This is a genomic window from Bacillus sp. FSL R9-9497 (assembly GCF_038005805.1).
Classification (GTDB): Bacteria; Bacillota; Bacilli; order Bacillales; family Bacillaceae_G; genus Bacillus_A; species Bacillus_A cereus.
Window position 1 is genome coordinate 1,943,880 of record NZ_JBBOTY010000001.1, and the last position, 24,995, is coordinate 1,968,874.

Here is a 24,995-nt window from a genome sequence, read left to right on the forward strand (position 1 = left end):
CAGATAAAAAGAAATATATAATTTAGCCATGCAACCATACGTTGTATGGCTAAATTACTTTAAAACTAGAGTAAGATACGAAGTCTTTCATCAGATAGACTCGCAGTCGCAGGAGTGATAAGTAGTGAAAAAGTTCAAATGGAGCATCTTGTTGTTTATTATTTTAGCTCTTGTACTATCGACAGGGGTCTCCTATTTAGCATTAAATCAAAATGTTAAGAAAGCTAATGAGAATACTACACCAAAAATGACAGTTGCGTTGGTAAATGAAGATCAGGGCACTGTATTTGAGGGCAATAAAATAGCATTTGGAGATCAATTTGTTAAAAATGTAAATAAAAATACGAAACAAGAATGGTACATAGTTAGTCGCGGGGTAGCAGAAAATGGATTGAAAAATAATAATTACAATATGATGATTGTTATTCCAAATGATTTTTCTAGGAAAGCAGTTGCGATTGATTCAGAGATTCCGGAGAAATTAACGTTAAACTACAAAGTAAATGCAACTGGGAATAAGGATTTGAAAGCTGAGGCAGAAAATACAGCTTCTGTTATTTTAGAAGATTTCAATAAGCAAATAATCGACGTTTATTTTGCGAGTATTATCGGTAAGCTACAAGGTGCACAAGATAATATAGGTAAAATAATTGAAAAAGGAAACGTTCAAACAACTATGTATAAAAAAGATATACATAGTCCGTTAGCAAATTACACAAATCAATTTAAAACAGTACAAGATTATACAGGTGTTTCTGTTAATAGTTTCAAAGGATTTCAGGATGTTTTAAAAGGTTTCGGTCAAGCGTTAGATGAAGGGAATAAATCTAACAGTACGTACTTAGATGGTTTTAATAACTTTCAAAAAATGCAAACTGATAACAATTTGTTAGCGAATAATTTCACAAATCAATTCAATCAATATATGAATGATATGAATACAGGCGATGCTTTAAAGCAATTAAGTGCATTGGAATCCGCTAATAAAAGTATTTCAAATCAATTTACGTTTTCAGAGAAAGAACCAAATATTTTAACTGATGCTGCAGCGATTCAAAAATATTTAGCAGATGTAAAAAAACAAGTATCTGAATATGATACAGAACTTGCAGGAAAGTTAGAAAGTGATATTCAAGAGACGGTAATTAAGAAGTTAAAGCAATCTATGTCGAATGATGGAAAGCAAGAAATCTTCATAAATACATTAATGAAACAACCAGATGCTCGAATAAAGAAACAAATCGAGAATTTAATTGCGAAATTACCTAGTTTAAACATGGAAGAAATCGGTCAAAGCGATTTACCAGATGCGACGAAATTACAACTGCAAAATGTAATTCAATTTACAAAAAAATATAATAAAGAAAATAATTTTTATTATGATCCTGTAAATAAAATATCTTTAGGAAACGCTATTAAAGAAGTAAAGGATAGACTTTATACAGAGGGAATTACATTTAGTGATACTGCGAAAGTAATTAAAATGGAATCTCCGCAAATTTTGAAGATAAAGATTCCAGAAGAATTTAAACTAGATGGAAGTACAGAAGCTTTATATATTGATGATGTGGATCGTACAAGTGACTTTCTACAAAGCGAAGCAGGAGAAATTACAATAGCTCCTCGTAATGAAGGGGATATAAAGATTAGCTTGCATGTGAAGCTAAAAGATCCAAACATCAATATAGATGTTTTCTCTCCTGTAACATGGCAGTGGGAATTGAGCGGGACTCATAAAAAAGAAACTAGTCCTGAAAAAGAAGAACCTAATAAAGAGGATAAAGGAACACAAACTGAAAATAGCAAGGTGGAAAATGTGGTTCATAAATCACAGTATGGCATAATGCCGTTAGTACACAATGCTAAAACGCCTATTATTCAAAAAACAGAACAGAGTAATAATGGTGACAGTGTAAAGCCTGATACAGGAGGAAAACCTGATGCAGGAGGAAAACCTGATGCAGGAGGAAAACCTGATGCAGGAGGAAATCCAGACACAGGAGGAAAACCTGATACGGGAGGAAATCCAGACACAGGAGGAAAACCTGATACGGGAGGAAATCCAGACACAGGAGGAAAACCTGATACAGGAGGAAATCCAGACACGGGAGGAAAACCTGATACAGGAGAGAAACCAGACACAGGAGAAAAACCTGATACAGGAGAGAAGCCAGACACTGGGACAGATAACGGTAGCAATTCAAAAACTATTGAAAGTACAACGAATCAAGTTATACATCAAAAAACAGAAAAAATACCAGATATTACTTCTAGTGTATTAATAAAAGAAGCAGTAGATACAGTCGAAAGTTATCAAGGTTTAATGAGCCTTTACGAAATGTATTATGGGATTGATTTAAGAACGAAAGATGTAGGTCCTAAGTTAGAAGAGGGAAGTTTAGATGCAATTGCGACGGATCAATCTTTGTACTACGTATTAAATAAACAAAGTTTAATTGATTTAATTTCAAATCTTGTTTCATCAAGTATTACTACAGAAATAAAGCAAGATATGTCAGGTTTAAAACAAAAAATAAACTCTTATCAACAATCTATTACTAGTGCGGATCAAAATTCTATGCTACTAGCGGAGAAATTAAATGGAACGACGCAACAAGCAACTAGTATGAATGAAAATTTAGGAGAGTATTTAAAAGGTTTAGCGAAATGGCGTGAGAATAGTTTAAAGCTAGTTGAAGAGCAGCAAGTATTAACAACAAATCATGCTGGTGAGCAAACAGCTATTTTATCGTTAGATTCTGGTATTAAATCATTAATGATGCAAAGTCAGTCATTGGTCGAAAGTTCGAAGCATAGTTTAGCAACTTCAGACGATGTATATAAAACATTTGATCAAATTAATGGACAAGCAAAAGAAATTCAAGACAGCGGAACGACAATTGTTTCAAAAGCTGATTTATTATTAAATGACTTTACGAAGAAAATGGAAGATGATAAATCATTCTCCAAAAACTTTACGAAAATTTTAGCGAATAGCCGTATTGGAGATCGTCAAAATGAGATGCTATATGACTTTTTAGCTAGTCCAGTTCAAAAGCAAAATGATGGAGTAATTGTAGCAGGAAATGCTTTTACACCATACTTAATTGTATTAACTTGTTTCATTGTTGCATTATTTACAGCATACGCAATTGCGAATCAAGAAAAGAAACGAATGCAATCAGATCATTTTGAAGAGAAATTCTCATTAATTGATATGAATGTACCAACTACAGTAGTAGCTTTCGGTATATCAATTGTGGAAGGGATTAGTATAGGTATCATTTCTGGGCGTCTTTTAAAGTTCGGTCAGGATCAAAGTTTACTATGGATTGCGTTCATCACATTTATTATGATGGCGTTTGTATTGGTCTCAACCTACTTATTACGACAAATAAAAATGGTAGGAATGTTTATACTATTAGTATTTTTAAGCATGTACCTATTTTTAACTGAGGCAGTTGGAAGTAAAGTAGATCAAATGTCGTCTGTCGGAAAGATACGTCAATTCTCACCGCTTCAGTATATAGAAAGTTTTCTAAATGATTTTATTAGTGGTAAAGATACTGGGAAAGTTATTTTTGTCGTATTGTTTGTAATTGCCATTATTGGATTGGTTAGTAATCTATTTGTATGGCATAAGAAATGGGAGGAAAAAGAAGTAAATGATCAAACAATGGAGCATAGTGGCTAAGTTATCATTTCTCTCTATCCTTTTACTGTTTGTCGCGCTCCCGATAAGGAGCGCGGCTGACAGTTATCTTGGTGATGATGGGAAGATTAAGTTTAAAGTGGATCGACTTGAAGAAAGCGACCAAGAAAAAAATAAAAAGGAACATAAGGAAACAGAATTAGATAAAGCATCGATTGAGTTATTTAACAAAGATATAGAAGAAGAAATTGAGAAAAAGAAAAAGAAAGAACAAAAAGATATGGAAGCTTTGCGAGATTCTCTTTTTACAAAACCAAAAGAGAATAATAGTGTTAAAGATACGAAAAATAGTTTGTTTAGCAGTGAATACATTGTCAGAAAAAGTGCAGATGAAGTAGCGAGTAATGAAACAATGAATGAAGAGCCAATTAGTATAACAATAATATTATTATTTGGCGGCGGCATTCTACTTATTTGCATCGGTATTTATACGGTTCTTCGTAAAAGTTGGAGGTAAAGCGATGGCAATACAAACACATATCAATGTGACAGTAGATTTTAGTAAATGGAATGGAAATACATATGATTTGCGTATTCCGAATCATCAATCTATTAAATATTTATTAAAAAACTTATTAGATACGCTAAAGATTGATAATCATGAAGGTTCACATTTTGTAATTAAAGTGAAAAATAAGTCAATTGTTTTAACAGATAATGATCGTTTAATTGATCACCAAATAACAGATGGAGATATTTTGCAAGTTTTATAAAGAATATTTTTTACTTTTAGTTATTTGAAAATAAGTTATTACGGGTTATAAAGAAAAGGAGAAGAGGATAAACATGACGGAAAAAATAATTCAAATTGATGCAATGAACTATCAATTTCAAATAGAAAAAGAAAATTGGAAATTGGAGATGACCAAATCTCAAACACGTATAAAAGACTTCCGTCAATTCGATATAATTACGGGCGAATCATCTGAATTTGTACCATTAACAATAGAAGAAACGGATGATATGTTTACGTTTCTATATCAAGTAGATAAAAAATTATATAAGTGGGACGATCTTAGCCGTTTTGGAAGAAATGAGAAATTAAGACTACTTCGGAATGTTGCGCAGTTTCGTAAATATTTAAATAAACGAATCACGTTCTTTTTACATCCAGACAATATAGTTTTTAATGCTAATTTAATACCAAGTATTATACATAGAGGAATTCGAGATATTGTTCCGCCAACCCCGTTATTAGAAGAGCAATTTTTAACACAATATAAGTGTCTAATTATTGCTTTATTCTCCCAAAAACATAACTTTGATGATTTGTATGCTGGGTTACTAAAAGATGCAAAAGAAACAACATTTGAACAGACCGTTGCTCAAATGGAAAGCTTAGATGCATTACTGCAGTTTCTTGATGACAGCTTTGAGAAGGAACAAACAAAAACAGAAAAAAATATGCAGTTAGTACCTAAAAAAAGCTACAAATCATTTAAATACTTAGCTTTTTCCTTCATAGCGGCGACAGTTATTTTAGCTGCTCCTTTAATATATTTCACTTTTATAAAATTTCCTTATCAAAATAAATTGTTAGAAGCAAATGCAAGTTTCATAGCAACTGATTATGACAAAGTCATTACGCAATTGAATGAAGAGGAGTTTGAATCATTACCGATTGCATCTAAATATGAGTTAGCATTCGCATACATTACAGCTGAAAAACTAGGTGAAGCTCAAAAGAAATCGATTATGAAAAATATTAGTTTGAAAAGTGATGAAAAGTATTTGCTGTATTGGATGTATAACGGAAAAGGTAATTTTGATAAATCATTAGATTTAGCTAAGACACTTGATGATCCTCAGCTTATTATGTACGGCCTTGTTAAACAAATTGAATCACTGAAAAATAATCCAGATTTATCAGGGGAAGAACGTGATCAAAAGTTAAAAACATATGAGCAACAATTAGATGAATATAAAAAGAAATATGGCAATTCATCAAACGATAAAAATTTGTCGGACACAGAGAAAAAAGAGTAAGCACTTGATGAGACAGTTGAAAAGGAGCAGTGAACACGGATGGAGCAACTATTAGTATTGACTTATGGAGACAAAATATATAAGTGCACATTACATCCAAATGAGCAATCAATAGTGTCGATTGGAAAAGAGTGGACAAATGATATTACGAATCCAAGTTTAGAACAAGAGGTAGAGTTAAAGTGGAATAATGAAGCAAATGCTTGGATGGTACAGGATCAATTAATAGAATTCAATAAGGAAATTGAGATTGGGAAAACAAGAGATGTGAGCTTGAAAATCTTTATATCTATTGTTGGCACAACTAAAGTGTTTGATATTGGAACGAAACATTCTCTTACAGTGAGTCAAAACGATTACGATGATATTTCTATTACCGGGACTAGTGTCGATTTAATGCTATCTCGCGAAACGTTGTACGATTCTTTTAAAGTGAACGTGTATGGCGGGGATGTATTTCATAATTATACGAAGTTAAAAGATAGCGTTATGTTGGAATCAGGAGACGTATTATATTTTGATGGTATTTTATTGGAGATTGGTAGTGAAGACATTCAAGTACTTTCTTCAGAAAATAAAGTGAAATCTGCGTTACCTATTTTAGTAGAATCAGAAACAAATTATCAAAGTGGTTATCCAGACTATCATCGTTCACCACGTATTATTTACCGTGAACCAGAAGAGAAAATGACAATTGCAAAGCCTTCAAGTATGCCATCAAAACCAACGGAGCATTTAGCAAGAATCATTGCACCTTCACTTGTCATGATTGTGGTAACTGTATTACTTGCTATTTTCATGAAATATGGAATGTTTATTATCGCATCGATTGCGATGACATTAGTAACAATCATTGTTTCTGTCACATCGTATATTAAAAATTTGAAGCAATATAAAGTCGACATTGTTGAACGAGATAAAAGCTATAGAGAGTATATAAAACAAAAAACGAAAGATTTACATGCAGAAAGTGAAAAACAGCGTCACGCATTACATTATCACAATCCAAATGTAGAAGTAATACGTAATATGGCAGTTCAAGTAAATCCTAGAATTTATGAAAAAACAATGTTACATCATGATTTCTTAACATTTAGCGTTGGAACAGGACAAGCTAATACGAGTTTTGAAATTCAATTTAATGAAGAAGAATTTAGTCAAACAAAAGATGAATTAATCGATATAGCACGTGAACTAAGACAGCGTTATCTATCATTGGAAGATGTACCAGTTGTAACAGATTTAATGAATGGACCAGTCGGTTATATTGGCCAACGCTCTTTAGTGTTAGAGCAATTACAATTATTAGTTGCACAAACAGCTTTATTCCATAGTTATTATGACTTGCAGTTTATTACTATTTTTCCGGAAGAAGAAAAAGAAAAATGGGATTGGATGCGCTGGTTACCTCATGGAAGTGTTCGCGATATAAATGTACGTGGATTTGTATACCATGATCGTAGCCGTGATCAAGTGTTAAATAGTTTGTATCAAATATTGAAAGAACGAAAATTAAAACTAGATGAAAAAAGTTCTACTAATGAAAAAATGTACTTTGCACCGCACTATGTCGTTCTCATTACAGATGAAAAACTAATATTAGACCATGTTGTTATGGAATTCTTTAATGATGATCCGAGTCAATTAGGTGTATCACTTGTATTTGTACAAGATGTTATGCAAAGTTTACCGGAGCATGTGAAAACGGTAATAGATATAAGAGATGCAAAACAAGGGAACATCATCTTAGAGCAAGGAGAGCTTGTTAACCGTCAATTTAAACTAAATCACGTACCGAAAGGGTTCAATTTAGAAGATATTTCACGGGCATTAGCACCATTAAATCATTTGCAAAACTTAAAAAATAGTATTCCAGAAAGCGTAACATTTTTAGAAATGTACGGCGTTGAAAAAGTAAAAGAACTGAATATCACAAGTCGTTGGGAGAAAAATGCAGCGCATAAATCTTTAGCTGTACCACTTGGATTACGTGGTAAAGAAGATATCGTAAACTTAAACTTACACGAAAAAGCACACGGACCACACGGATTAATAGCAGGTACAACAGGTTCAGGTAAATCGGAAATTATACAATCGTATATTTTATCTCTAGCAGTCAATTTCCACCCGTACGAAGTAGCCTTTTTACTAATTGACTATAAAGGCGGCGGAATGGCGAATTTATTTAAAAACTTACCGCATTTATTAGGAACAATTACGAACTTAGATGGAGCACAAAGTATGAGAGCGCTCGCATCAATTAAAGCTGAATTACAGAAAAGACAACGATTATTTGGTGAAAATGATGTAAACCATATTAATCAGTATCAAAAACTGTATAAAGAAGGCTTAGTAAGTGAGCCGATGCCGCATCTATTTTTAATTAGTGATGAATTCGCAGAACTGAAGTCAGAACAACCAGAATTTATGAAAGAGTTAGTTTCAACAGCGCGTATCGGTCGTTCGCTCGGAATCCATTTAATATTAGCTACGCAAAAACCGAGTGGTGTTGTAGATGATCAAATTTGGAGTAACTCGAAATTCAAACTAGCATTAAAAGTTCAAAATACGTCAGATAGTAATGAAATCTTAAAAACACCGGATGCTGCTGAAATTACATTACCAGGACGTGCTTACTTACAAGTTGGGAATAATGAAATTTATGAACTATTCCAATCAGCTTGGAGCGGAGCAGACTATGTAGAAAACAAAGAGGATAAAGAACATTTAGACGCAACGATATATGCAATAAATGATCTAGGACAATATGAAATATTAAGTGAAGATTTAAGTGGACTTGGTAGCAGTAAAGAAGTAATAAGCGTACCATCTGAGCTGGATGCTGTTATTGACTACATTCACGATTACGCAGAAGTAAATGAAATTGAAGCGTTAGCTAGACCGTGGTTACCACCACTTCCAGAAAGCGTATATTTACAAGACTTACATGCTATTCAGTTCAAAGAAGCATGGACGAAAGAAAAGAAACCATTACAAGCAACAATTGGTCTACTAGATCAGCCTGAATTACAATCACAAACACCATTAACACTAGATATTAGTAAAGACGGACACGTAGCGGTCTTCTCAAGCCCTGGCTACGGAAAATCAACATTCTTACAATCAGTCATTATGGATGTAGCTCGTCAGCATAGTCCGGAGCATTTGCATGTGTATTTAGTGGACCTTGGAACAAATGGTCTTCTACCTTTGAAAGGATTACCTCATGTAGCGGATACGATTACGATTGATGAATCTGAAAAATGTTTAAAGTTTGTTGAAAGATTAACTCAAGAAATGAAAAATCGTAAACGATTATTAAGTGAATATGACGTTGCAAATATTGAAATGTATGAAAAGGCAAGTGGGAAAGAAATACCACATATTATTATTGCGATCGACAATTATGATGCAGTAAAAGAAGCGAAGTTCTATGAAAGCTTTGAAATGCTAATTATGCAAATTGTCCGAGATGGAGCAAGTTTAGGAATTCATACCTTAATTAGTGCAGGGCGACAAAATGCACTTAGAATTCAATTGTACAATAATATTAAAATTCAAACTTGCCTATATATGATTGATCAAAGTGAAGTAGCTAGTATTGTAGGGAGATCTGATATAAAAGTGGAAGAAACAGCAGGAAGAGCGTTAATAAAACTAGAATCTCCTACATTATTCCAGGTTGCATTACCTACGAAAGCAGAAGATGAATTACAGCAAATTCAATTATTACAACAAGAAGCAAATGATATGGACCGAGAATGGGATGGAGAACGTCCGAAGGCAATTCCAATGATGCCAGAAATTATTGATATTGCTACTTATCGTAAAAATAAAGACGTTACAAAAGCTCTACAAGCAGCAAGAATTCCAATGGGGCTTGATTTTGCAAACGTAGAAGTTGTAGCTCATGATATTGCAGTGAATGATCATTTAATGATTTATAGTGTAGATGATAGTATGAGAAAACAAATTGTATCTAGCATCCTATCTCAATTGAATAAAGATTATTTTGAAAGTGTGACGTTAGTGGATACAGCAGAGTATAGTTTCGTTCAATATAAAGATAATGTGACGCACTACATTGTAGACGAAAATGAAATCAATATGCATGCGAAGTATTGGATGGAAGTAATTCGCGAACGAGCTCTTGAATTAGCGCAAGCAAGACAAGAAGGTAGAGAAATTCCTGCATTCACAAAACAACTCATTATCATGACAAATGTTGAAGAGTTTAGTAAATTTGTTTATTTAGAAATGGAGGATGCAGCAACTTTAATTGATCTATCTCGTACAGTAGGCATTTACTTTGTATTAGCAGGTCACCACGACTACATGGACCGAAATCGTGAAGCTCTACCTATGAAAATGAGAAGTAAGCTAACAGCAGCAATTATCGCAATGCCATTAAATGATCAAAGTATCTTCAACATAAAATATATAAGCAACGAAGCGCCATTAGGTAAAGATGAAGTGTATTACTATCAAAAAGGGAACATAATGAAACTAAAAATGCCTAGAGTAACTAACGAGGTGACAGTATGAAATTAAAGAAGAAAGCTAAGGTGATGATAGTCGTGTCAATAGTGGCAAGTTTATTAAGTGGATGTGGTTTTGGGGAGACAAAGATAGAGTATGAGAGATTAGTAAAGGCATTGGATGAAGGGGACATGAAGACTGTTATGTCTGCAAGTGATGATGGGTATGCTTATGTGAAAGAAGAGGTTAGGGATAGCACTTTTATTGAGGATAATAATAAGCAAATAGGAGTAGTTTATCAAACAACGCAAGGTATTTATAGTATTAAAGATAATATTCTTTTTGGTGAGGCACAAAAGAAAGTCAATACTCCAGTTGAGGATGAAAAACATAGTGACAACCCACAATATAAAGAAGAAGTTGTATTCAAGTCAGATATAAGATACGAAAATGGACAGCTAGAAGCTTCAAATCGAGGGAAAGATATGTCTAATATAAAATTAATGCTTAATAGGGTGCAAGGAATAAAAGAATTGAAACCAAATGTGAATAAAAAAAGCTTCAGCCAACCAGCTACGATAAGCTATAATTTATCAGAAATTCAATTTAAAGAGATATTTAATGGGAATTTAGGATTAGAGTACGAGAAGTTTAGTTATGCAACACTACTAATTGAATTTAATTCTGCTAAGGATACAAAGGAAAATCCGATGGAAATAACAGAGATAACAATTTCGATAGGCTATAAACAAAGAAATGAAGAAAATAATATGATTAGGCATGATCAAGAAATAACAACATATTTACATAATAAAGAAGAAAATAATCGGAAATCAAAAAAAGATTACTTACAATATGAAAAGAAATTTAAAGAAAGCCATTAATATATAAGGGGGAGAATATGGTGAATGAGGAAGATTATAAATTAAGTAGTGATGTAGGAAAATTAAGATTATCGGCAAAAGATATTTATGATTATAATGCACAAGAAAAAAAATATAATAATTCTGATCCAATAATAAATAAACAGAAGTTACAAGACAACTTTAATGCTAATCTTATAGCTTCTGATGATATTCATTCAGTAACTGGATTTGGGGCATATGCTTTAGAGGATAGAAACACGCATGAAATTTTCATTGTATACGTTGGAACCCAACCGAGCCAAATAGGTGATTTAGCAACCGATGGAGCAATTGGGCTACATAATTTAACTAATTCACCTATATTGGGGTCATTAGCGGAATTTCAGTATAGTCAAGCAGAAAAATTTTATGAAAAAGTCAAGGCGAAGAATAAAGGAAAGAAGATAACTTTACTAGGGCACTCCTTAGGTGGCGGAGCAGCGAATACAGTTGCATTAAGACATCAAGAAGATAATATAAACGTATTAGCTTTAAATCCTGCGCCTGTTTTAAATAAAGATGTGGTTAAGTACGGATACGGGACCAATATGAAAAATTGCCGCAGTCTTATAAATGAATATGATCCTTTGTATGGCGCCATTAAGGCCGCAGATTTTGTAATACCTGGACAGGTTTATAAAATGGAAAATGGGGAAGGGCATTCTTTTTTATATGATCCAAAATTTTATTTTAGGAATGGGAATGTAGCAATAGATAAATTGAAAAAGGTTAGCGAAACAGGATTTGATTGGAAATTTGGTTTTTTAGAAATATCAGAATCTGCTGGGGACCTATATAAAGGAATCACTGGAAAAAAAACATTAAGTACAACAGAAGAAGTTGTAGTGGATTTAGTGGTAAATGGAACCCCAGTCAGTGCAATTCTAGTTGCAATAACAGTAGTGGGAGATACTAGTGCTCTAGCAACAAAAATAGCAAGTATAGGTGTAGAAACAGGAAAAAAAGCTTTGAAATTTAGTAAGGAAGTTATACAAGAAGTTAGAAATCAGGTGAATGCGGCTGTGGATTGGATAGAGAATAAATTAGCAAAATGTAAGGAAAAGGTACTTGAAGTGTTAGAATCAGTATTTAACGCAGCTGTAGATTTTTTAGTAGGATGCATCATTCTTTATTTATCCCGTGATGAAATTATAGCAATTGCAAAAGAAGTAGCATCTTCTCTTGTTCAAGATATTTTAGATGTATTTAAAGGTGACTTTGAAATTGATACAAATATTGCTTCAATTGCTGGAGATTATGTAAGAAGCCATCGCCAATCATTATTAAACTATTTTATGAATGATGGTAGTAGAGGGTTAAATCGTTCATTATTAGTAGAGATTTCTAGAGATGTGAACGAACTTTCAAATGATTTAAAAGAGTTAAGTCAAGATGTAACAGATGCGGTAATTTCTATGATAGCAAAAGATGAAGAGTTAGCTTCAGTTTCTTATTATTGATAAATGTTAAGGAAGGGGGTATGAGGATGGATTTACATATGATAATGTCGAGGGTTCATAGTACATTTCCGGACAGTGGTGGGCGAGATCAAATTATTAATGTTGTTATGCAACTTGAAAAAGCAGCTGTATCTTTGACCGGAGATATTAGAAGATTAGAAAATAGTATTGATAATAGTTTGCAAGGTAAAACACGTGATGCTTTTATTGATCGTATCCGCCAATTAGAAAAAAGGCGACAAAAAATAGAAGAGAAAATTATCGTGTTAAAAGGATCGGTGAATTAATATGAAAGATTATATGGAGAAAGTTTTGCCTTTAGGAAGTGTAGTGAGGTTGAGTACTGAGGAAGAAAAAGATGTAGAGTATGTAATTACTACAAGAGGAATACTTCTCGATGAAGACACTTTCTATGACTATGGTGGGGTATTACACCCAGTAGGTTTGACGGGAGAGACATATAAATTATTCAATGACTTTGATATATCAGAAGTGAAATTTGAAGGGTATAAAAATTCTATTGAAGGAAATTTTGCTCATAATTTTAAAATATGGCGAAATGAATTTGTAAAAACGATAAAGAACAAGGCTGAAAATAATAAGTAACAATTATTAATAAAACAAAGGCTATAATATATTTGGAAATAAATAGACTTTCCTCTTCCAAAATGGAAAGAGGAAAGTCTATTTTTAATTGAATAAGAATCTAAATATCTAATATTACGTGGGAACAATATGAAAAAGAGCGCCAAGAATTTATAGCGAATAGAAAAAGAATAAGAGAAAAAGAGCAAAAGCTGAAATAATATTTGTAAATAATAGTCATAGACTGTTTTTTTATGGTGAAAATCTATCTGTGAAGAAATAAATCATTTTATACTGTACGATGAAAATGGGGATATTTCGGTATTTTTATAGTTAGGAAAAAGTTATTCTAAAAGGAGTATGTTGGGTGAATCATAGACGCAAGAAAAAGAAACCGAAACAAATAAGAAAAGAATCTGTTCAGATAAAATCGATAGTAGAAGAAAAACCACTAAAGAAGAGTAGCAACAAGTTAGTTGATATTCTCCTAGGTATTCTTCTTTTCCCAATTTTTATATGGGCTGTCTTGGAAGGTTCTACAACACAAGTAAGCAAAGGGAAGACTTTCCTTATTATCGTTTTCTTTATCTTATTGCAATAGGGTTATCTATGATAGGAAACAAATAAGGGGGAGTTCAGATGTTTAAGAAGAAGGAGAAAAAAAACATTTACGTTAGACTGGTAAACACACAAGGGGAAATCATTCGAGAGTTTAATTGTACAGAAAAAGACTTGCGAAAAGTAAAAGAAAATGGTGCTGAAATTCGTTTGGTTGGAGACAACTCATATGAGATGGTAGCAACCGATGAACAACTAGAACAACTAGCAAGAGCTGAAGCAGAAATCGAAGCGGAAATTAAGGCATGGGAAGATGCTTTAAATGAGAGTTTGGATGAACGCGAAGAAAGAGAAGCGAGACAGAAGGAATTGAAAGAAAAGAATAAATGGAGTACAAAGAAGAAAGTAATCGTATTTGGACTGATATTCTTTGTATTTATTGGATTACCTATTATCGAAGGGTATCAAAATAGTAAATTAGTTGAAGAAGGTACATCATTACATGCAGAAATTGTAGGTAGGCATGTAGAGAAGGAATTCATGTTTACACACCCCACATTAGTAGTTGAGGTAGATGGTAAAAAGCATAATGTATGGGTAAGTGAAGAGACATATAACGGAGCAGAGTGGTTAGGTAGACTAAAAGTCATCAAAACAAAAGATGGTAAAGTTGAGAAAGACCCTAGATATGAGGGGGAAGACTTAATTACGAGTTATTAAGCAGTATGTTTTTAATATTCGCTGCTCAAATTAAATAACATTATTATTTGCAAAAATCGAATCCATTAAAATAAAAAACAAATTTTAAATAACTGTAATAACCTCCTAGCATATTGTTGATGGGAGGTTATCACCTTTCTGAAGATAAAATTAAAGCTATGTTATCTCGATACAATTGTGATGACAGTAACGTTTTTACTAAGTGAGTGCAGTTTCGGGGGAAACAAAAATAGAGTATGAGGAATATGCTTAAGTAAAAGAGAGAAGAATATTTAGAGCTTTTGAGGAGAAAGAAGGCTATTTGAACTATCAAAAGTATTCTGATTATGTACGGTAATTAATATAGAGATAATATTATCTGAATATAGTTACACAAAGATGAATGTACTTAAAAAGTTAGGAATGTAATGGGATTTTAGTGAATGAAAATTATTTAAACTGTATAGAAGGTGAAAAGTCAGGATGTGGAATATAAAAGAGGAAGATTTAGAAGCATTTCGGATGACATGCAGAAGGCGTTTAAGTCTTGAAGGTGCGACGGGATTTATGCTCGGAACGATATTTTATACTTCATTATTTATGGTTATTATTTTTATAGGAGGAATAGATTATTATACTACCTTGTTTGATAAGGTAATTGTTAGGATTGAATTAGTGTTATATGGTTTGCAAGTAATGTTTTTAATTCTATATTTATTCCCTAAAGCTCGTTATAAATTTCAAAAATTACAAACGCTCGTTATATTATTATATGCATTTCAACTTGGAACTATCGGATGCACGTTATTTGTTCTTTCTGGAATGATTGAGCATTCAATTGATCTCAATACACGTGTTTATGTAGGTCTATTAGTATTAGGTGGAATTATTGTTCATATTGTGACAACAGTTGATACATTTAAACAAGCAAGCGAAGGTGCATTTAGTAGTGGGGACAAATCAGATTCGTTTTTTAGTAAAACAAAGGGACATGTTATACAAGGTGCTGTAATTTATGTGTTAATTCTTCTTGTTTTGATTTATATAAATAATAATTACTCATTAAACACAATGTTTGGTTATGTTATGTGTAATGTTGTTATGTATGCAGTAGCCATTGGAGCGGCAGAATTCCAACTATTGGCGTACTGTAGATTTAAATTCAAGTCATTTAATATGTCATGGGAAGAGAATGAGAGAATGCGAAAGCGAAATACAAAATCTAAAACGAAAAGTAAATAAGGGTGAAATGTATTACTTTCCAAAAAGGAACATAATGAACTTAAAAATGCCTAGAGAAATCAACGGGGTGTCAGTATGAAGTTAAAGAAGAAAGCCAAGATGATGATAGTTCTGTCAATAATAGCAAATTTATTAAGTGGATGTGGTTTTGGGGAGACGAAGATAGAGTATGAGAGATTAGTAAAGGCATTGGATGAAGGTGATATGAAGACGGCTATGTCTGCGAGTGATGATGGGTATGCTTATGTGAAAGAAGAGGTTAGGGATAGCACGTTTGGGGCGGAAAATGATAATCGCATTAGCGTTGTATATCAAACAACAGGAGGAGTATACAATATTAAAGAAAAAAAGTTCTATGGAACAACTTTGCAAGAAATTGCTAGTTCATTAAATAGTGAGCAAAAAAAAGAAGAGATTGTATATAGAACTAGTATTAAATATGAAGATAATCAATCAAAAAGTCCAGATCAAAATTTGGATGTTTCGAATGTTCGATTTATATTTAATAGATTAAAGGGAATAGATAGTTTAAGACCAAAAAAAGATAAAAAAAGATTTAGTGAGTCATCCAAGGTAACATATTACTTAACTGAATCGGAATTTCAAGAAATAATTAATAATAAGTTAAAGGTGGACTACGATAAATTTGATGAAGCAATATTATTAATGGAATTTAGTTCGGCGAAAGATTCAAAAGAAAATCCAATGGAATTCACTACAATAAGCATCACAATGGGATATGAAAAAAAGAATAAAGAAGGCCGATTAATAAGGCATGATCAAAAAATAGCAATCTATTTAAATACTAAAGAAGATAACGATAAAGCTTCTAAAACCCGATATGAGGAGTATAAAAAACAATATTTGAATAATAAGTAATGTATAAAATAAGGGGAAAGGTGTAGTTATGGCATGAGTAAAAGGTTAGTTAAAAAAATAGTTATTGTAATGACAGTAACGTTTTTACTAAGCGCGTGCAGTTTCGGGGAAAAAATAGAGTATGAGAGATTAGTAAAGGCATTGGATGAAGGTGATATGAAAACGGTTATGTCTGCGAGTGATGATGGATATGCATATGTGAAAGAAGAGACTAGCGACAGTACTTATGAAGAAAAAGAAGATGGTGAACATAGCAGGATAATATATCAAACAACCCATGGAGTATATAATGTGAAAGAAGACGACTTATATGGGAAAACAACTCAAAAGGTTGTTACTGATATAAAAAATGATAAAAACGTTGGTAGTAATCAAAATTACAAAAAAGAAACGGTCTATAGTACAAATTTAAAAAATGAAAAATCCCGTTCAGTAGCCCAGGATCAAGCTATGAATGTTTCATATGTAAAATTAATGTTTAGAGGATTAAATGAACTTAGTAAATTGAAACCGAGTGAAGATAAAAAAAGATCTAGTGAACCGAGCATAATAAGCTATGATTTAACTGAATTACAGTTTAAAAGCATAATGAATGATAAGTTAAATTTAAAATATGATAAATTTGATTCTGCAATATTGATGATTGAGTTTAATACGCCTAATGATACAAAAGAAAATCAAATGAGAATAACACAAATAACAATATCGGTAAATTATGAAGAAAAAAAAGAAGATAAGCTTATAAAATGCAATCAAGAGATTTCAACATATTATCATACCAGGGAAGATAATAATCAAAGTTCCAAAAAAGAATATGTAAATTATGAAAAAGAGTATATAAATCAAAAATAATATATTTTAATTGAATTTTGAGAACGATAAATGTTGTGAAGATATGAGTAAAGGGGTAGTGAAAAATAGTTACTGTGATAACAGTTATGTTTTACTGAGCGCGTATAGTTTTGGTAAATCAAAATAGAGTATGAGAGTCTAATAAAGGCATTGGATGAAGGTGACAAGAAGACGGTTATACTTAATTGAAAGAAGAATATTTGGAACTTTTGAGGAAAAAAGACACTACTTGAACCATCAAAAAGCATTCTGATTAGATGATTATGGTAATTAATATGGTAATGATATACCTAAAAGATTATCTGAATTTAGTTGTACAAAAATCTATGTACTTAAAAATATTAAGAATGGAATAGAATTTTAGTGGATGAAAATTATTTAAACTGTATAGAAGGTGAAATGTCAGGGTGTGGAAAATAAAAGAAGAAGATTTAGATAAATTTCGAATAACATGTCAAGGCCGTTTAAGTCCTGAAGGTGCTACGGGTTTTATGCTTGGAACAATATTTTATATTTCAATATTTATGTTTATTATTTTTGTAGGGAATTTGAATTACTACAACAATTTTTTTGATAGAACAATTGTTAAAACTGAAATTGTGTTATTTAGTATTCAAATTATATTTTTAATTATATATCTATTTCCGAAAGCATGTTTTAAATTTCAAAAGTTACAAACGCTCGTTATATTATTATATGCGTTTCAGCTTGGAACGATATTATTTGTAGTTTCGATTGTCTCTGAAATGGCTGACAATTCAACTGGTAGGATGTATACTGGGCTACTATTTGTAGGGGCAGTTATTATTCATATTGTAGCAACGCTAGATACATTTAAACAAGCAAGTGAAGGTGCGTTTAGTAGTGGTGAAAGATCCACCTCTTTTTTTAGTAAGACAAAAGGAGCTATGATTAAGGGGGCTATAATATATGTATTAATATTATTTATTTTGATGTATTTTCAAAATGATTATTCAATTGATTTTTTTGTTATGTATGGAGTGGGAACTGTATTAATGTATGCGGTTGCAATTGGAGCGGCAGAATTCCAACTATTGGCGTACTGTAGATTTAAATTCAAGTCATTTAATATGTCATGGGAAGAGAATGAGAGAATGGGTGGGAGAATTCGAAAGCGAAATAAGAAATTCAAAACGAAAAATAAAGTGAAACTTTAATCAGTGGGGGTTTTCTTCATCCCCCACTGATTATTAGTTGAACCAATCGGACTTTTATGGGCAGTTGATCCCCCACCTAACTTCTTTGCTTTCGCTGCATTTTGAGGTGGGGGTCTTACTGCCCATTAAAGCGGGATAAATAATATATTAATAGAATTTTAGTGTTTGAAAAATAATTGAAACGTATAGAAGGTGAAGAGCCAGGATGTGGAATATAAAAGAAGAAGATTTAGATAAGTTTAGGATGACATGTAATGATCGTTTAAGTCCTGAGGGGGCTACAGGATTTATGTTTGGAGGAATACTATTTAGTTCAATAACCATTTTTTCTATTGTTTTATCAGCCGGGTGGGATTACTGCATGCTTCTCTTTAATATAGGAATTGTTAAGTTAGAAGTATTCTTATATATTATACAAATAATTCTTTTCGTCATTTATTCATTTCCGATAGCTCAATTTAAATTTCAAAAACTACAAACCCTTGTCGTATTATTATGTTCATTCCAATTGGCAACAATAGCTCCTATTGCTTTGACTGTTACTAAAATGGCTAATAATTCAATTGATTGGATTACAATACTGTATGCGGGTTTATTGCTTTTAGGAGCAGTAATTTTTCATATCGTAACAACAATAGATACATTTAAATTGGCAAGTGAAGGTGCGTTTAGTATGGATGAGAGGTCTGCTTCTTTCTTTAGTAAAACAAAAGGAAAGATGATGAAGTGGGCTACACTATACGCAGTAACTATTCTTATTTTGATATATTTTCATAACGATTATGGGTTTGATGATTTATTTATGTATGTAGTAGGGACCTTTTTAATGTATACGATAGCAATCGGTGCAGCTGAATTTCAGCTATTAGCATATTGCAGATTTAAATTTCCATCATTTAATAAAACGTGGGAGCAACATAAAAGAGAGACTCCAAGATATCGAAAGAAAAATAAAAAAGGTAAATCGAAACGTAAGGCATAAAGAAAGTGCGTATTGTACGTTTTGATGATAGAAAAGTAATTATTTACAAGAGAGTATTTTAACTTCTAAAAGAAAATTTAATTATGTAAGGTGATTAAAGTGATTAGAAGGTTATCTGATCGAAAATGTAGAGTGGGTAGTGTGATGATGAAATGAACATAAAAAAGGTTTCTAAAATGATTACTATCATAATAACAATCAGCCTACTACAAGCATGCAGTTTTTTTGAAGAAAAGGTAGAGTATGAGCCATTTATTAAGGCATTGGATGAAGGTGACATGAAAAAGGTTATGTCTGCAAGTGATGATGGGTATGCTTTTGTGGAACAAAGAGGTATTTATAGTACGTTTGAGCAAAAAGAAGATGGAGAGTATAGTAAGACAATTCGTCAAACTACGGAAGGTGTATATAATACAAAAGATAAAAGTTTATATGGAGAGGCGATACAAACAGTTATGACTGATATAGAAAAAGACAAGGGAAAAAGGACAAATGAGAATTATAAAAAAGAAACTATTTATAGTACTCATGTTAAGTATGAAAATGGACAGGTGAAAAGTTCGGATTCAAATCTAGATGTTTCATACGTAAACTTAATTGTAGATCGTTTAAATGGGATAGGGAAACTAAAGATGAAGCCCGAAGGTGATATAAAAAAGTTTGATCAGCCTAATTCAGTGGGATATCGACTAACTGAATCTGAATTTAAAGATATTATTAATAATAAATTAAAGATACAATACGATGAATTTGATGGAGCAACAATCGTATTGCACCTGGATGCCTCAAAAAATCCAAAACAAATTTTGCAAATGAGGATAGATATAGATTTTAAAGAAAAGAATGAGGATGGAAAATTAGTAGAAAATATGTTCCAAATAATAACGTATTTTAATAGAAAACAGGATAATAACCAAGATGCGAGACAGGAATATTTAAAATACAAGGCGCAGTACAACAAAAGAGATAGTTAAGAGTGGTGATGAACATAAAAAGGTATAAAATCAGTGACTACGAAAATTGAATCTTTATTTTGGTAATATACTATAGTTCGGGGAAAGGTGGAGCTAACAAATGTGGAACATAAAAGAAGAAGATTTAGATGAATTTAGAATTACATGTAGAAATCGTTTAAGCCCAGAACGCTCCATGGTGTTTATACTTGGCGCAACTGTTTATAGTTCATTATTCATGCTTTTTATTTTTGGAGCATTAGTTAAATTTGGCTGGGGTTACTATCCAAATCTCTTTGACAAAATAATTGTTTGTATTGAATTAGTTTTATATACCTTGCAAGTAATCTTTTTAATTCTATATCTATTTCCAAAAGTTCGTTTTAAATGTCAAAGGTTGCAAGCGCTTGTGATATTATTATGTACATTTCAGCTGGGAACTATAGGATTCACATTGTTTATACTTCCAGCAATTTCAAATTATTCGATTGATCAAATTACATTATTGTATGTGGGTTTATTGTTTCTAGGAGCAGTTTTTGTTCATCTTGTGACAACAATTGATACCTTTAAACAAGCAGAGAGTGGAGCATTTAGTATGGATGAAAGGGCAGCTTCATTTTTTAGTAAAACAAAAAACAACGTAATGATTGGTGTTACGGTATATGCACTAATCCTTCTTATTTTAATTTATTTTCATAATGATTATGAAATAGAGATATTAGCAGGGTATATAGCAGGAACTCTTGTAATGTACGCGGTAGCCATAGGTGCAGCTGAATTCCAATTATTAGCCTATTGTAGATTTAAGTTTCCGTCATTTTATATTTCGTGGGAAGAGCACGAAAAGGAACGTCAGAAAAGACTAAAGCTTTATGAAGAAAAGGAAAAAAAGCAAGCCAAAGAAATAAAATAAGTTTTGATTTCTGAAAATTCGAACGGAATATATAAACAATTAAGGATTGTATAAAAATCGATGCTATTAAAAATTAAAGTATCTTCAATATAATCTGTATGAGTTAATAAATACCGGTAAGTAAAGGTGAACTATATTACTATCAAAATGGGAATGTAATGAACCTAAAAATGCCTAGAGAAATCAAGGGGGTGTCAGTATGAAGTTAAAGAAGAAAGCTAGGATGATGATAGTTCTGTTAATAGTATCAAGTTTATTAAGTGGATGTAGTTTTGGGGAGACGAAGATAGATTATAAGCCATTTGTCAAAGCTTTGGATGAAGGTGATATGAAAAAGGTTATGTCCGCTAGTGATGATGGATATGCCTATGTGAAACAAAGAGGTATATATAGTACATATGAGCAAAAGGAAGATGGAGAGCACAGTAAAACAATCTATCAAACTTCGAAAGGCATATATAATACGAAAGATAAAAGTTTATATGGAAATACAACACAAGAAATTACCTCGGAAGTAGATAATAAAAATTATAAAGAAGAAGTTAATTATAGTACAAATATTAGTTATGAGAATGGACAGGTACAAAGTACGGATTCAAGTCTGGATGTTTCATACGTGAACTTAATTGTAGATCGTTTAAAAGGGATAGGGAAACTAAAGATGAAGCCAGGAGGTGATATAAAAAAGTTTGGTCAGCCTAGTACTGTTGGATATACATTAACTGAATCAGAGTTTCAAAATATTATTAATGATAAGTTGAAAATACAATATGATGAATATGGTGGTGGATCGATCGCACTGCATATTGAGTTTACAAAGGGCTCAGAGCAGATATTGGAAGTGAGTATTGTAGTGAATTATAAAAAGAGAAATGAAGAAGGAAAGTCAGTAGAACACATATCACAAATACACACATACTTTGATAGTCAACAAGGTAATAATCAGGACGCGAGACAGGAATATATTGATTTTAAAGCACAGTATAATAAGAAGCAGTAATATTAAAAAGAGCATTTGCACGTAATGATAATAGCGACATAAGTGGAATAAATGTTTCATAAATATAGTGGAAAGAATTTGAGGGTAAACGCCCCAATTGCTGGAGTAGATGCAACTGGGGCATTTATCTGTCTAAATTTAGCTTGAATACATGACATGTTTTAGTTAGGGGCACGGCTTTACAAGTAGTTTCTCCATCTTCATAATAACGGTGTGGGTTATTTTGTAATTTGCTTGTATTACTAAGTTACGACTATTTCCTCTTATAGAGTTACTTCTTATTATCGATACATCGTCCACATCCCAATATCTTTAAACCCTAATCGTTTATAAATTCGCCCAGCAGCTGGATTGTTATAAAACAAACAAAGCGTTCGGCCTTCTTTCGTAAAGTCTTGAATCATTTTTTGTAATATGAGCGAAGCGTATCCGCTTCCGCGATAATTCGAATGTGTACATACGCCAACTACCATAGCGGATAATGAATTTTCAGCGGAAGTAGAGGCGGATGCAATAATAGCACCGTCTTTTTCAATATAATATGTGTGTCCTGTATTTGTTTTGAGAGCTTGTCTTAATATTTTCTCTGATTCATTAGCAACTGGAAATTCAGCAATGTCACTTCGTAATCTCATAATTCGTTCTATATCATCGAGTGAGGCAAGTTTAATTGTTTCATGAATTGGTGTGCTAGGTAAGTAGTTGTCATTTAGACATTCACAAAAATACATTTCATTTTTGACGCCTAATTGTAGACTTGGAGCAGTTTCAAACTTTTCTACAATAGTTGATTTACCAGAGAGTTTAAGCGGCTTATATGCGGAAAGAAGTGCCTCATAATCAGTGGTAATAAATTCTTCTTTACTATAGGGTATAAATGAATCGTGGAATCGGAGTAGAATTGATTTTAATGTTCCATTCTCTTTAAATACTCCCCATAATTCTTGAAAATCTGTGTCATAACCGAAAGCTTCAATATCTCCAATAATAAACAAGTTAATGGCTGCTTCTTCTTTTAGATAAGCGAATACTTGTTCATGATCTTTCTTTGTTAATTTTCGCATCATAACGAATTGACCTCTTTTTTTATTTTTCTAAATATTACAACTTAAGTTTTTTGAAATCAATATAAAATTTTATGTTTAGTTCACAAACTTTCGGAAAAACTAGGAAAGATATGACAAAGGAGGTTATGAACGGTGGATCATCCAATTCAAGGGTTAATGAAAGCAGCAATGGAAAATTTAAAAGAAATGGTTGATGTAAATACGATTGTTGGAGAGCCTGTTCAAACGGCTGACGGTGGTGTGGTGTTAACGGTTTCTAAAGTAGCGTTCGGTTTTGGAGCAGGAGGTTCTGATTTCCAAACGAATGATGGACAAAGAGCGAACGGTAACGCTGCATTTGGTGGCGGTAGCGCGGGTGGTGTTTCGATTACACCAGTAGCATTTCTTGTGGTGAATAAAGATGGAGTAAATATTCTTCATCTACAAAATGCGACACATTTAGCAGAAAAAATGATTGAATTAGCTCCACAAACAATTGATAAAATTCAATCGATGTTCCAAAAAGAAGAAAAGAAAGAGGGAAATCATCATCCTCAAAACCCAGATGAAATCCTTTAAAAACGCCTGCTTATGAGCAGGCGTTTTTTCTTGTAATCACTATGTAATAAAACACATGAAATTGTAAATAGTTTTTGAAGTTTTTTCTATGTTTCTAAAATTTTTCATGTTAAAATATGCTATAGAATTGAAACATATAAAACGAAGGTGGCTAGGTGCTTTGTCTGGAGGATCTGACCAAGTAAAGAATATGATATATATTAATGGTAATCGTCGAGGTCATTGTTTTATTACATCAGGAATTACGTTTAAAGAGTTTGCGAGTAACATCCCTTCACCGCTTCATCAAGTGTTGCTTTTGAAGCACAACTTTGAATGGACGGATTTTCATTATCATACTTTATTTGAATATGTTGAGGAAGAAAATATACATAAGTTAATTCAAGCAGAGATTGATGAATTTGATGAATTTTGTTGGGTAGATTTTGATGATGCAAGCGATTTAGATGAATTAGAGCCGAAAGAAATTGCAGAATTATTATATTTGGCTCACAAAAAAGAACCACTTGCAAGAACATTCTTTCCGCTGTTGAAAAATCGATTTGTTTATTTTTCACATGATGACGGATGGTACAACAAAGTGTATTATCGTAGAATTGCTGATTTTGTAGGAATGTTAAGTAAAGTCATTCCGTATAAACTCGGTGCTTTCGGTAAGAAACGTTTTTCTTTCTTCCAAAAATCAAAAATTTTCCCAGCAATTTCAAAAGAATTGATCATGGGACTGATTCCACTAATGGAAGATGGTCTTTACATAGATCTAGCAGGGAAGATTGAGTCAAGAAGAGGTCTTGAAATTCCGGTATATGTAGTTGGTTCGTATGAAAGTACGGATGAGGTGTTAGATAATATCGATGAATTGAAAGAGGAAGCAACAGAAACAGGTTGGCTCATTTTTGATAAGAAAGAACAAGAGTGGCAATGGGTTGTTGACTAAGAAAACTTGGCGTATGAAGTCAAGTTTTCTTGTCATTTGAAAGGAGT

Annotated in this window: 22 protein-coding genes and 1 pseudogene; 22 read left to right on the plus strand and 1 reads right to left on the minus strand. The window is 32.4% G+C overall.

Annotated features, from left to right (window positions below; translation table 11 throughout):
• Positions 1-124: 124 nt before the first annotated feature.
• The 20 genes and pseudogenes from esaA (at position 125) to MKY21_RS10230 (ending at position 22,386) form a co-directional block, all read left to right on the plus strand.
• Positions 125-3,694, plus strand: coding sequence for a type VII secretion protein EsaA (gene esaA, locus MKY21_RS10135; RefSeq protein ID WP_341076110.1), 3,570 nt, complete (start codon positions 125-127; stop codon positions 3,692-3,694).
• Positions 3,666-4,169 (plus strand): type VII secretion protein EssA, encoded by a 504-nt coding sequence (gene essA, locus MKY21_RS10140; protein ID WP_000595655.1) that lies wholly within the window; start codon positions 3,666-3,668, stop codon positions 4,167-4,169. Before esaA ends, essA begins: the two co-directional genes overlap by 29 nt.
• A gap of 4 nt (positions 4,170-4,173) precedes the next feature.
• The gene (locus tag MKY21_RS10145; protein WP_001007571.1) at positions 4,174-4,425 is read left to right on the plus strand and encodes an EsaB/YukD family protein; all 252 of its coding nucleotides are present in this window, start codon (positions 4,174-4,176) and stop codon (positions 4,423-4,425) included.
• A 73-nt stretch (positions 4,426-4,498) separates the two neighbouring features.
• Complete coding sequence (gene essB, locus MKY21_RS10150; protein WP_000136611.1) at positions 4,499-5,698, plus strand: type VII secretion protein EssB; 1,200 nt, start codon at positions 4,499-4,501, stop codon at positions 5,696-5,698.
• A gap of 39 nt (positions 5,699-5,737) precedes the next feature.
• Entirely contained in the window at positions 5,738-10,243 is a 4,506-nt protein-coding gene (gene essC, locus MKY21_RS10155) for a type VII secretion protein EssC (protein ID WP_000436730.1), read from the plus strand.
• A complete protein-coding gene (locus MKY21_RS10160) occupies positions 10,240-11,061 on the plus strand; it encodes a DUF3952 domain-containing protein (protein ID WP_000768474.1) in 822 nt (273 codons plus the stop codon). The genes essC and MKY21_RS10160 overlap by 4 nt, the downstream gene beginning before the upstream one ends.
• A gap of 17 nt (positions 11,062-11,078) precedes the next feature.
• Positions 11,079-12,542 (plus strand): lipase family protein, encoded by a 1,464-nt coding sequence (locus MKY21_RS10165; RefSeq protein ID WP_044797222.1) that lies wholly within the window; start codon positions 11,079-11,081, stop codon positions 12,540-12,542.
• Positions 12,543-12,568: 26 nt separating this feature from the next.
• Positions 12,569-12,829: a hypothetical protein gene (locus MKY21_RS10170; protein ID WP_000363090.1), complete on the plus strand. Its 261-nt coding sequence runs from the start codon at positions 12,569-12,571 to the stop codon at positions 12,827-12,829.
• Between the two features lies 1 nt (position 12,830).
• Positions 12,831-13,148, plus strand: coding sequence for a DUF4176 domain-containing protein (locus MKY21_RS10175; protein WP_000656388.1), 318 nt, complete (start codon positions 12,831-12,833; stop codon positions 13,146-13,148).
• A gap of 346 nt (positions 13,149-13,494) precedes the next feature.
• Positions 13,495-13,754, plus strand: a pseudogene (locus MKY21_RS10180) (hypothetical protein).
• Between the two features lie 12 nt (positions 13,755-13,766).
• Complete coding sequence (locus tag MKY21_RS10185; RefSeq protein ID WP_044797221.1) at positions 13,767-14,405, plus strand: hypothetical protein; 639 nt, start codon at positions 13,767-13,769, stop codon at positions 14,403-14,405.
• Between the two features lie 462 nt (positions 14,406-14,867).
• Positions 14,868-15,626, plus strand: coding sequence for a hypothetical protein (locus tag MKY21_RS10190; RefSeq protein ID WP_000267149.1), 759 nt, complete (start codon positions 14,868-14,870; stop codon positions 15,624-15,626).
• A gap of 75 nt (positions 15,627-15,701) precedes the next feature.
• Positions 15,702-16,505, plus strand: a complete 804-nt coding sequence (locus MKY21_RS10195; protein WP_000768458.1) for a DUF3952 domain-containing protein — start codon at positions 15,702-15,704, stop codon at positions 16,503-16,505.
• 33 nt (positions 16,506-16,538) lie between these two features.
• Entirely contained in the window at positions 16,539-17,357 is an 819-nt protein-coding gene (locus MKY21_RS10200; protein WP_044797220.1) for a DUF3952 domain-containing protein, read from the plus strand.
• A gap of 141 nt (positions 17,358-17,498) precedes the next feature.
• Positions 17,499-17,546 (plus strand): hypothetical protein, encoded by a 48-nt coding sequence (locus tag MKY21_RS10205; RefSeq protein ID WP_229163603.1) that lies wholly within the window; start codon positions 17,499-17,501, stop codon positions 17,544-17,546.
• Between the two features lie 218 nt (positions 17,547-17,764).
• Positions 17,765-18,535: a hypothetical protein gene (locus MKY21_RS10210; protein WP_044797219.1), complete on the plus strand. Its 771-nt coding sequence runs from the start codon at positions 17,765-17,767 to the stop codon at positions 18,533-18,535.
• Between the two features lie 205 nt (positions 18,536-18,740).
• Positions 18,741-19,517 (plus strand): hypothetical protein, encoded by a 777-nt coding sequence (locus tag MKY21_RS10215; RefSeq protein ID WP_000267121.1) that lies wholly within the window; start codon positions 18,741-18,743, stop codon positions 19,515-19,517.
• Positions 19,518-19,669: 152 nt separating this feature from the next.
• Positions 19,670-20,491 (plus strand): DUF3952 domain-containing protein, encoded by an 822-nt coding sequence (locus MKY21_RS10220; protein WP_001999669.1) that lies wholly within the window; start codon positions 19,670-19,672, stop codon positions 20,489-20,491.
• Positions 20,492-20,591: 100 nt separating this feature from the next.
• Positions 20,592-21,386 carry a hypothetical protein gene (locus MKY21_RS10225; protein ID WP_048567944.1) on the plus strand — a complete coding sequence of 265 codons (795 nt, stop codon included), beginning with the start codon at positions 20,592-20,594 and terminating at the stop codon, positions 21,384-21,386.
• A gap of 199 nt (positions 21,387-21,585) precedes the next feature.
• Positions 21,586-22,386 carry a DUF3952 domain-containing protein gene (locus MKY21_RS10230; RefSeq protein WP_000768487.1) on the plus strand — a complete coding sequence of 267 codons (801 nt, stop codon included), beginning with the start codon at positions 21,586-21,588 and terminating at the stop codon, positions 22,384-22,386.
• A 281-nt stretch (positions 22,387-22,667) separates the two neighbouring features.
• On the opposite strand, the gene MKY21_RS10235 is transcribed toward MKY21_RS10230, so the two are convergent.
• Positions 22,668-23,453, minus strand: a complete 786-nt coding sequence (locus tag MKY21_RS10235) for a GNAT family N-acetyltransferase (protein WP_341076118.1) — start codon at positions 23,451-23,453, stop codon at positions 22,668-22,670.
• A 132-nt stretch (positions 23,454-23,585) separates the two neighbouring features.
• Between MKY21_RS10235 and ytfJ the strand changes: the two genes are divergently transcribed.
• Together ytfJ and MKY21_RS10245 are read left to right on the plus strand one after the other, a co-directional pair.
• On the plus strand, positions 23,586-24,011 hold the full coding sequence (gene ytfJ, locus MKY21_RS10240) for a GerW family sporulation protein (protein WP_000349986.1): 426 nt from the start codon (positions 23,586-23,588) through the stop codon (positions 24,009-24,011).
• A 160-nt stretch (positions 24,012-24,171) separates the two neighbouring features.
• Positions 24,172-24,948 carry an oxalate:formate antiporter gene (locus MKY21_RS10245; protein WP_000014087.1) on the plus strand — a complete coding sequence of 259 codons (777 nt, stop codon included), beginning with the start codon at positions 24,172-24,174 and terminating at the stop codon, positions 24,946-24,948.
• Positions 24,949-24,995: the final 47 nt, after the last annotated feature.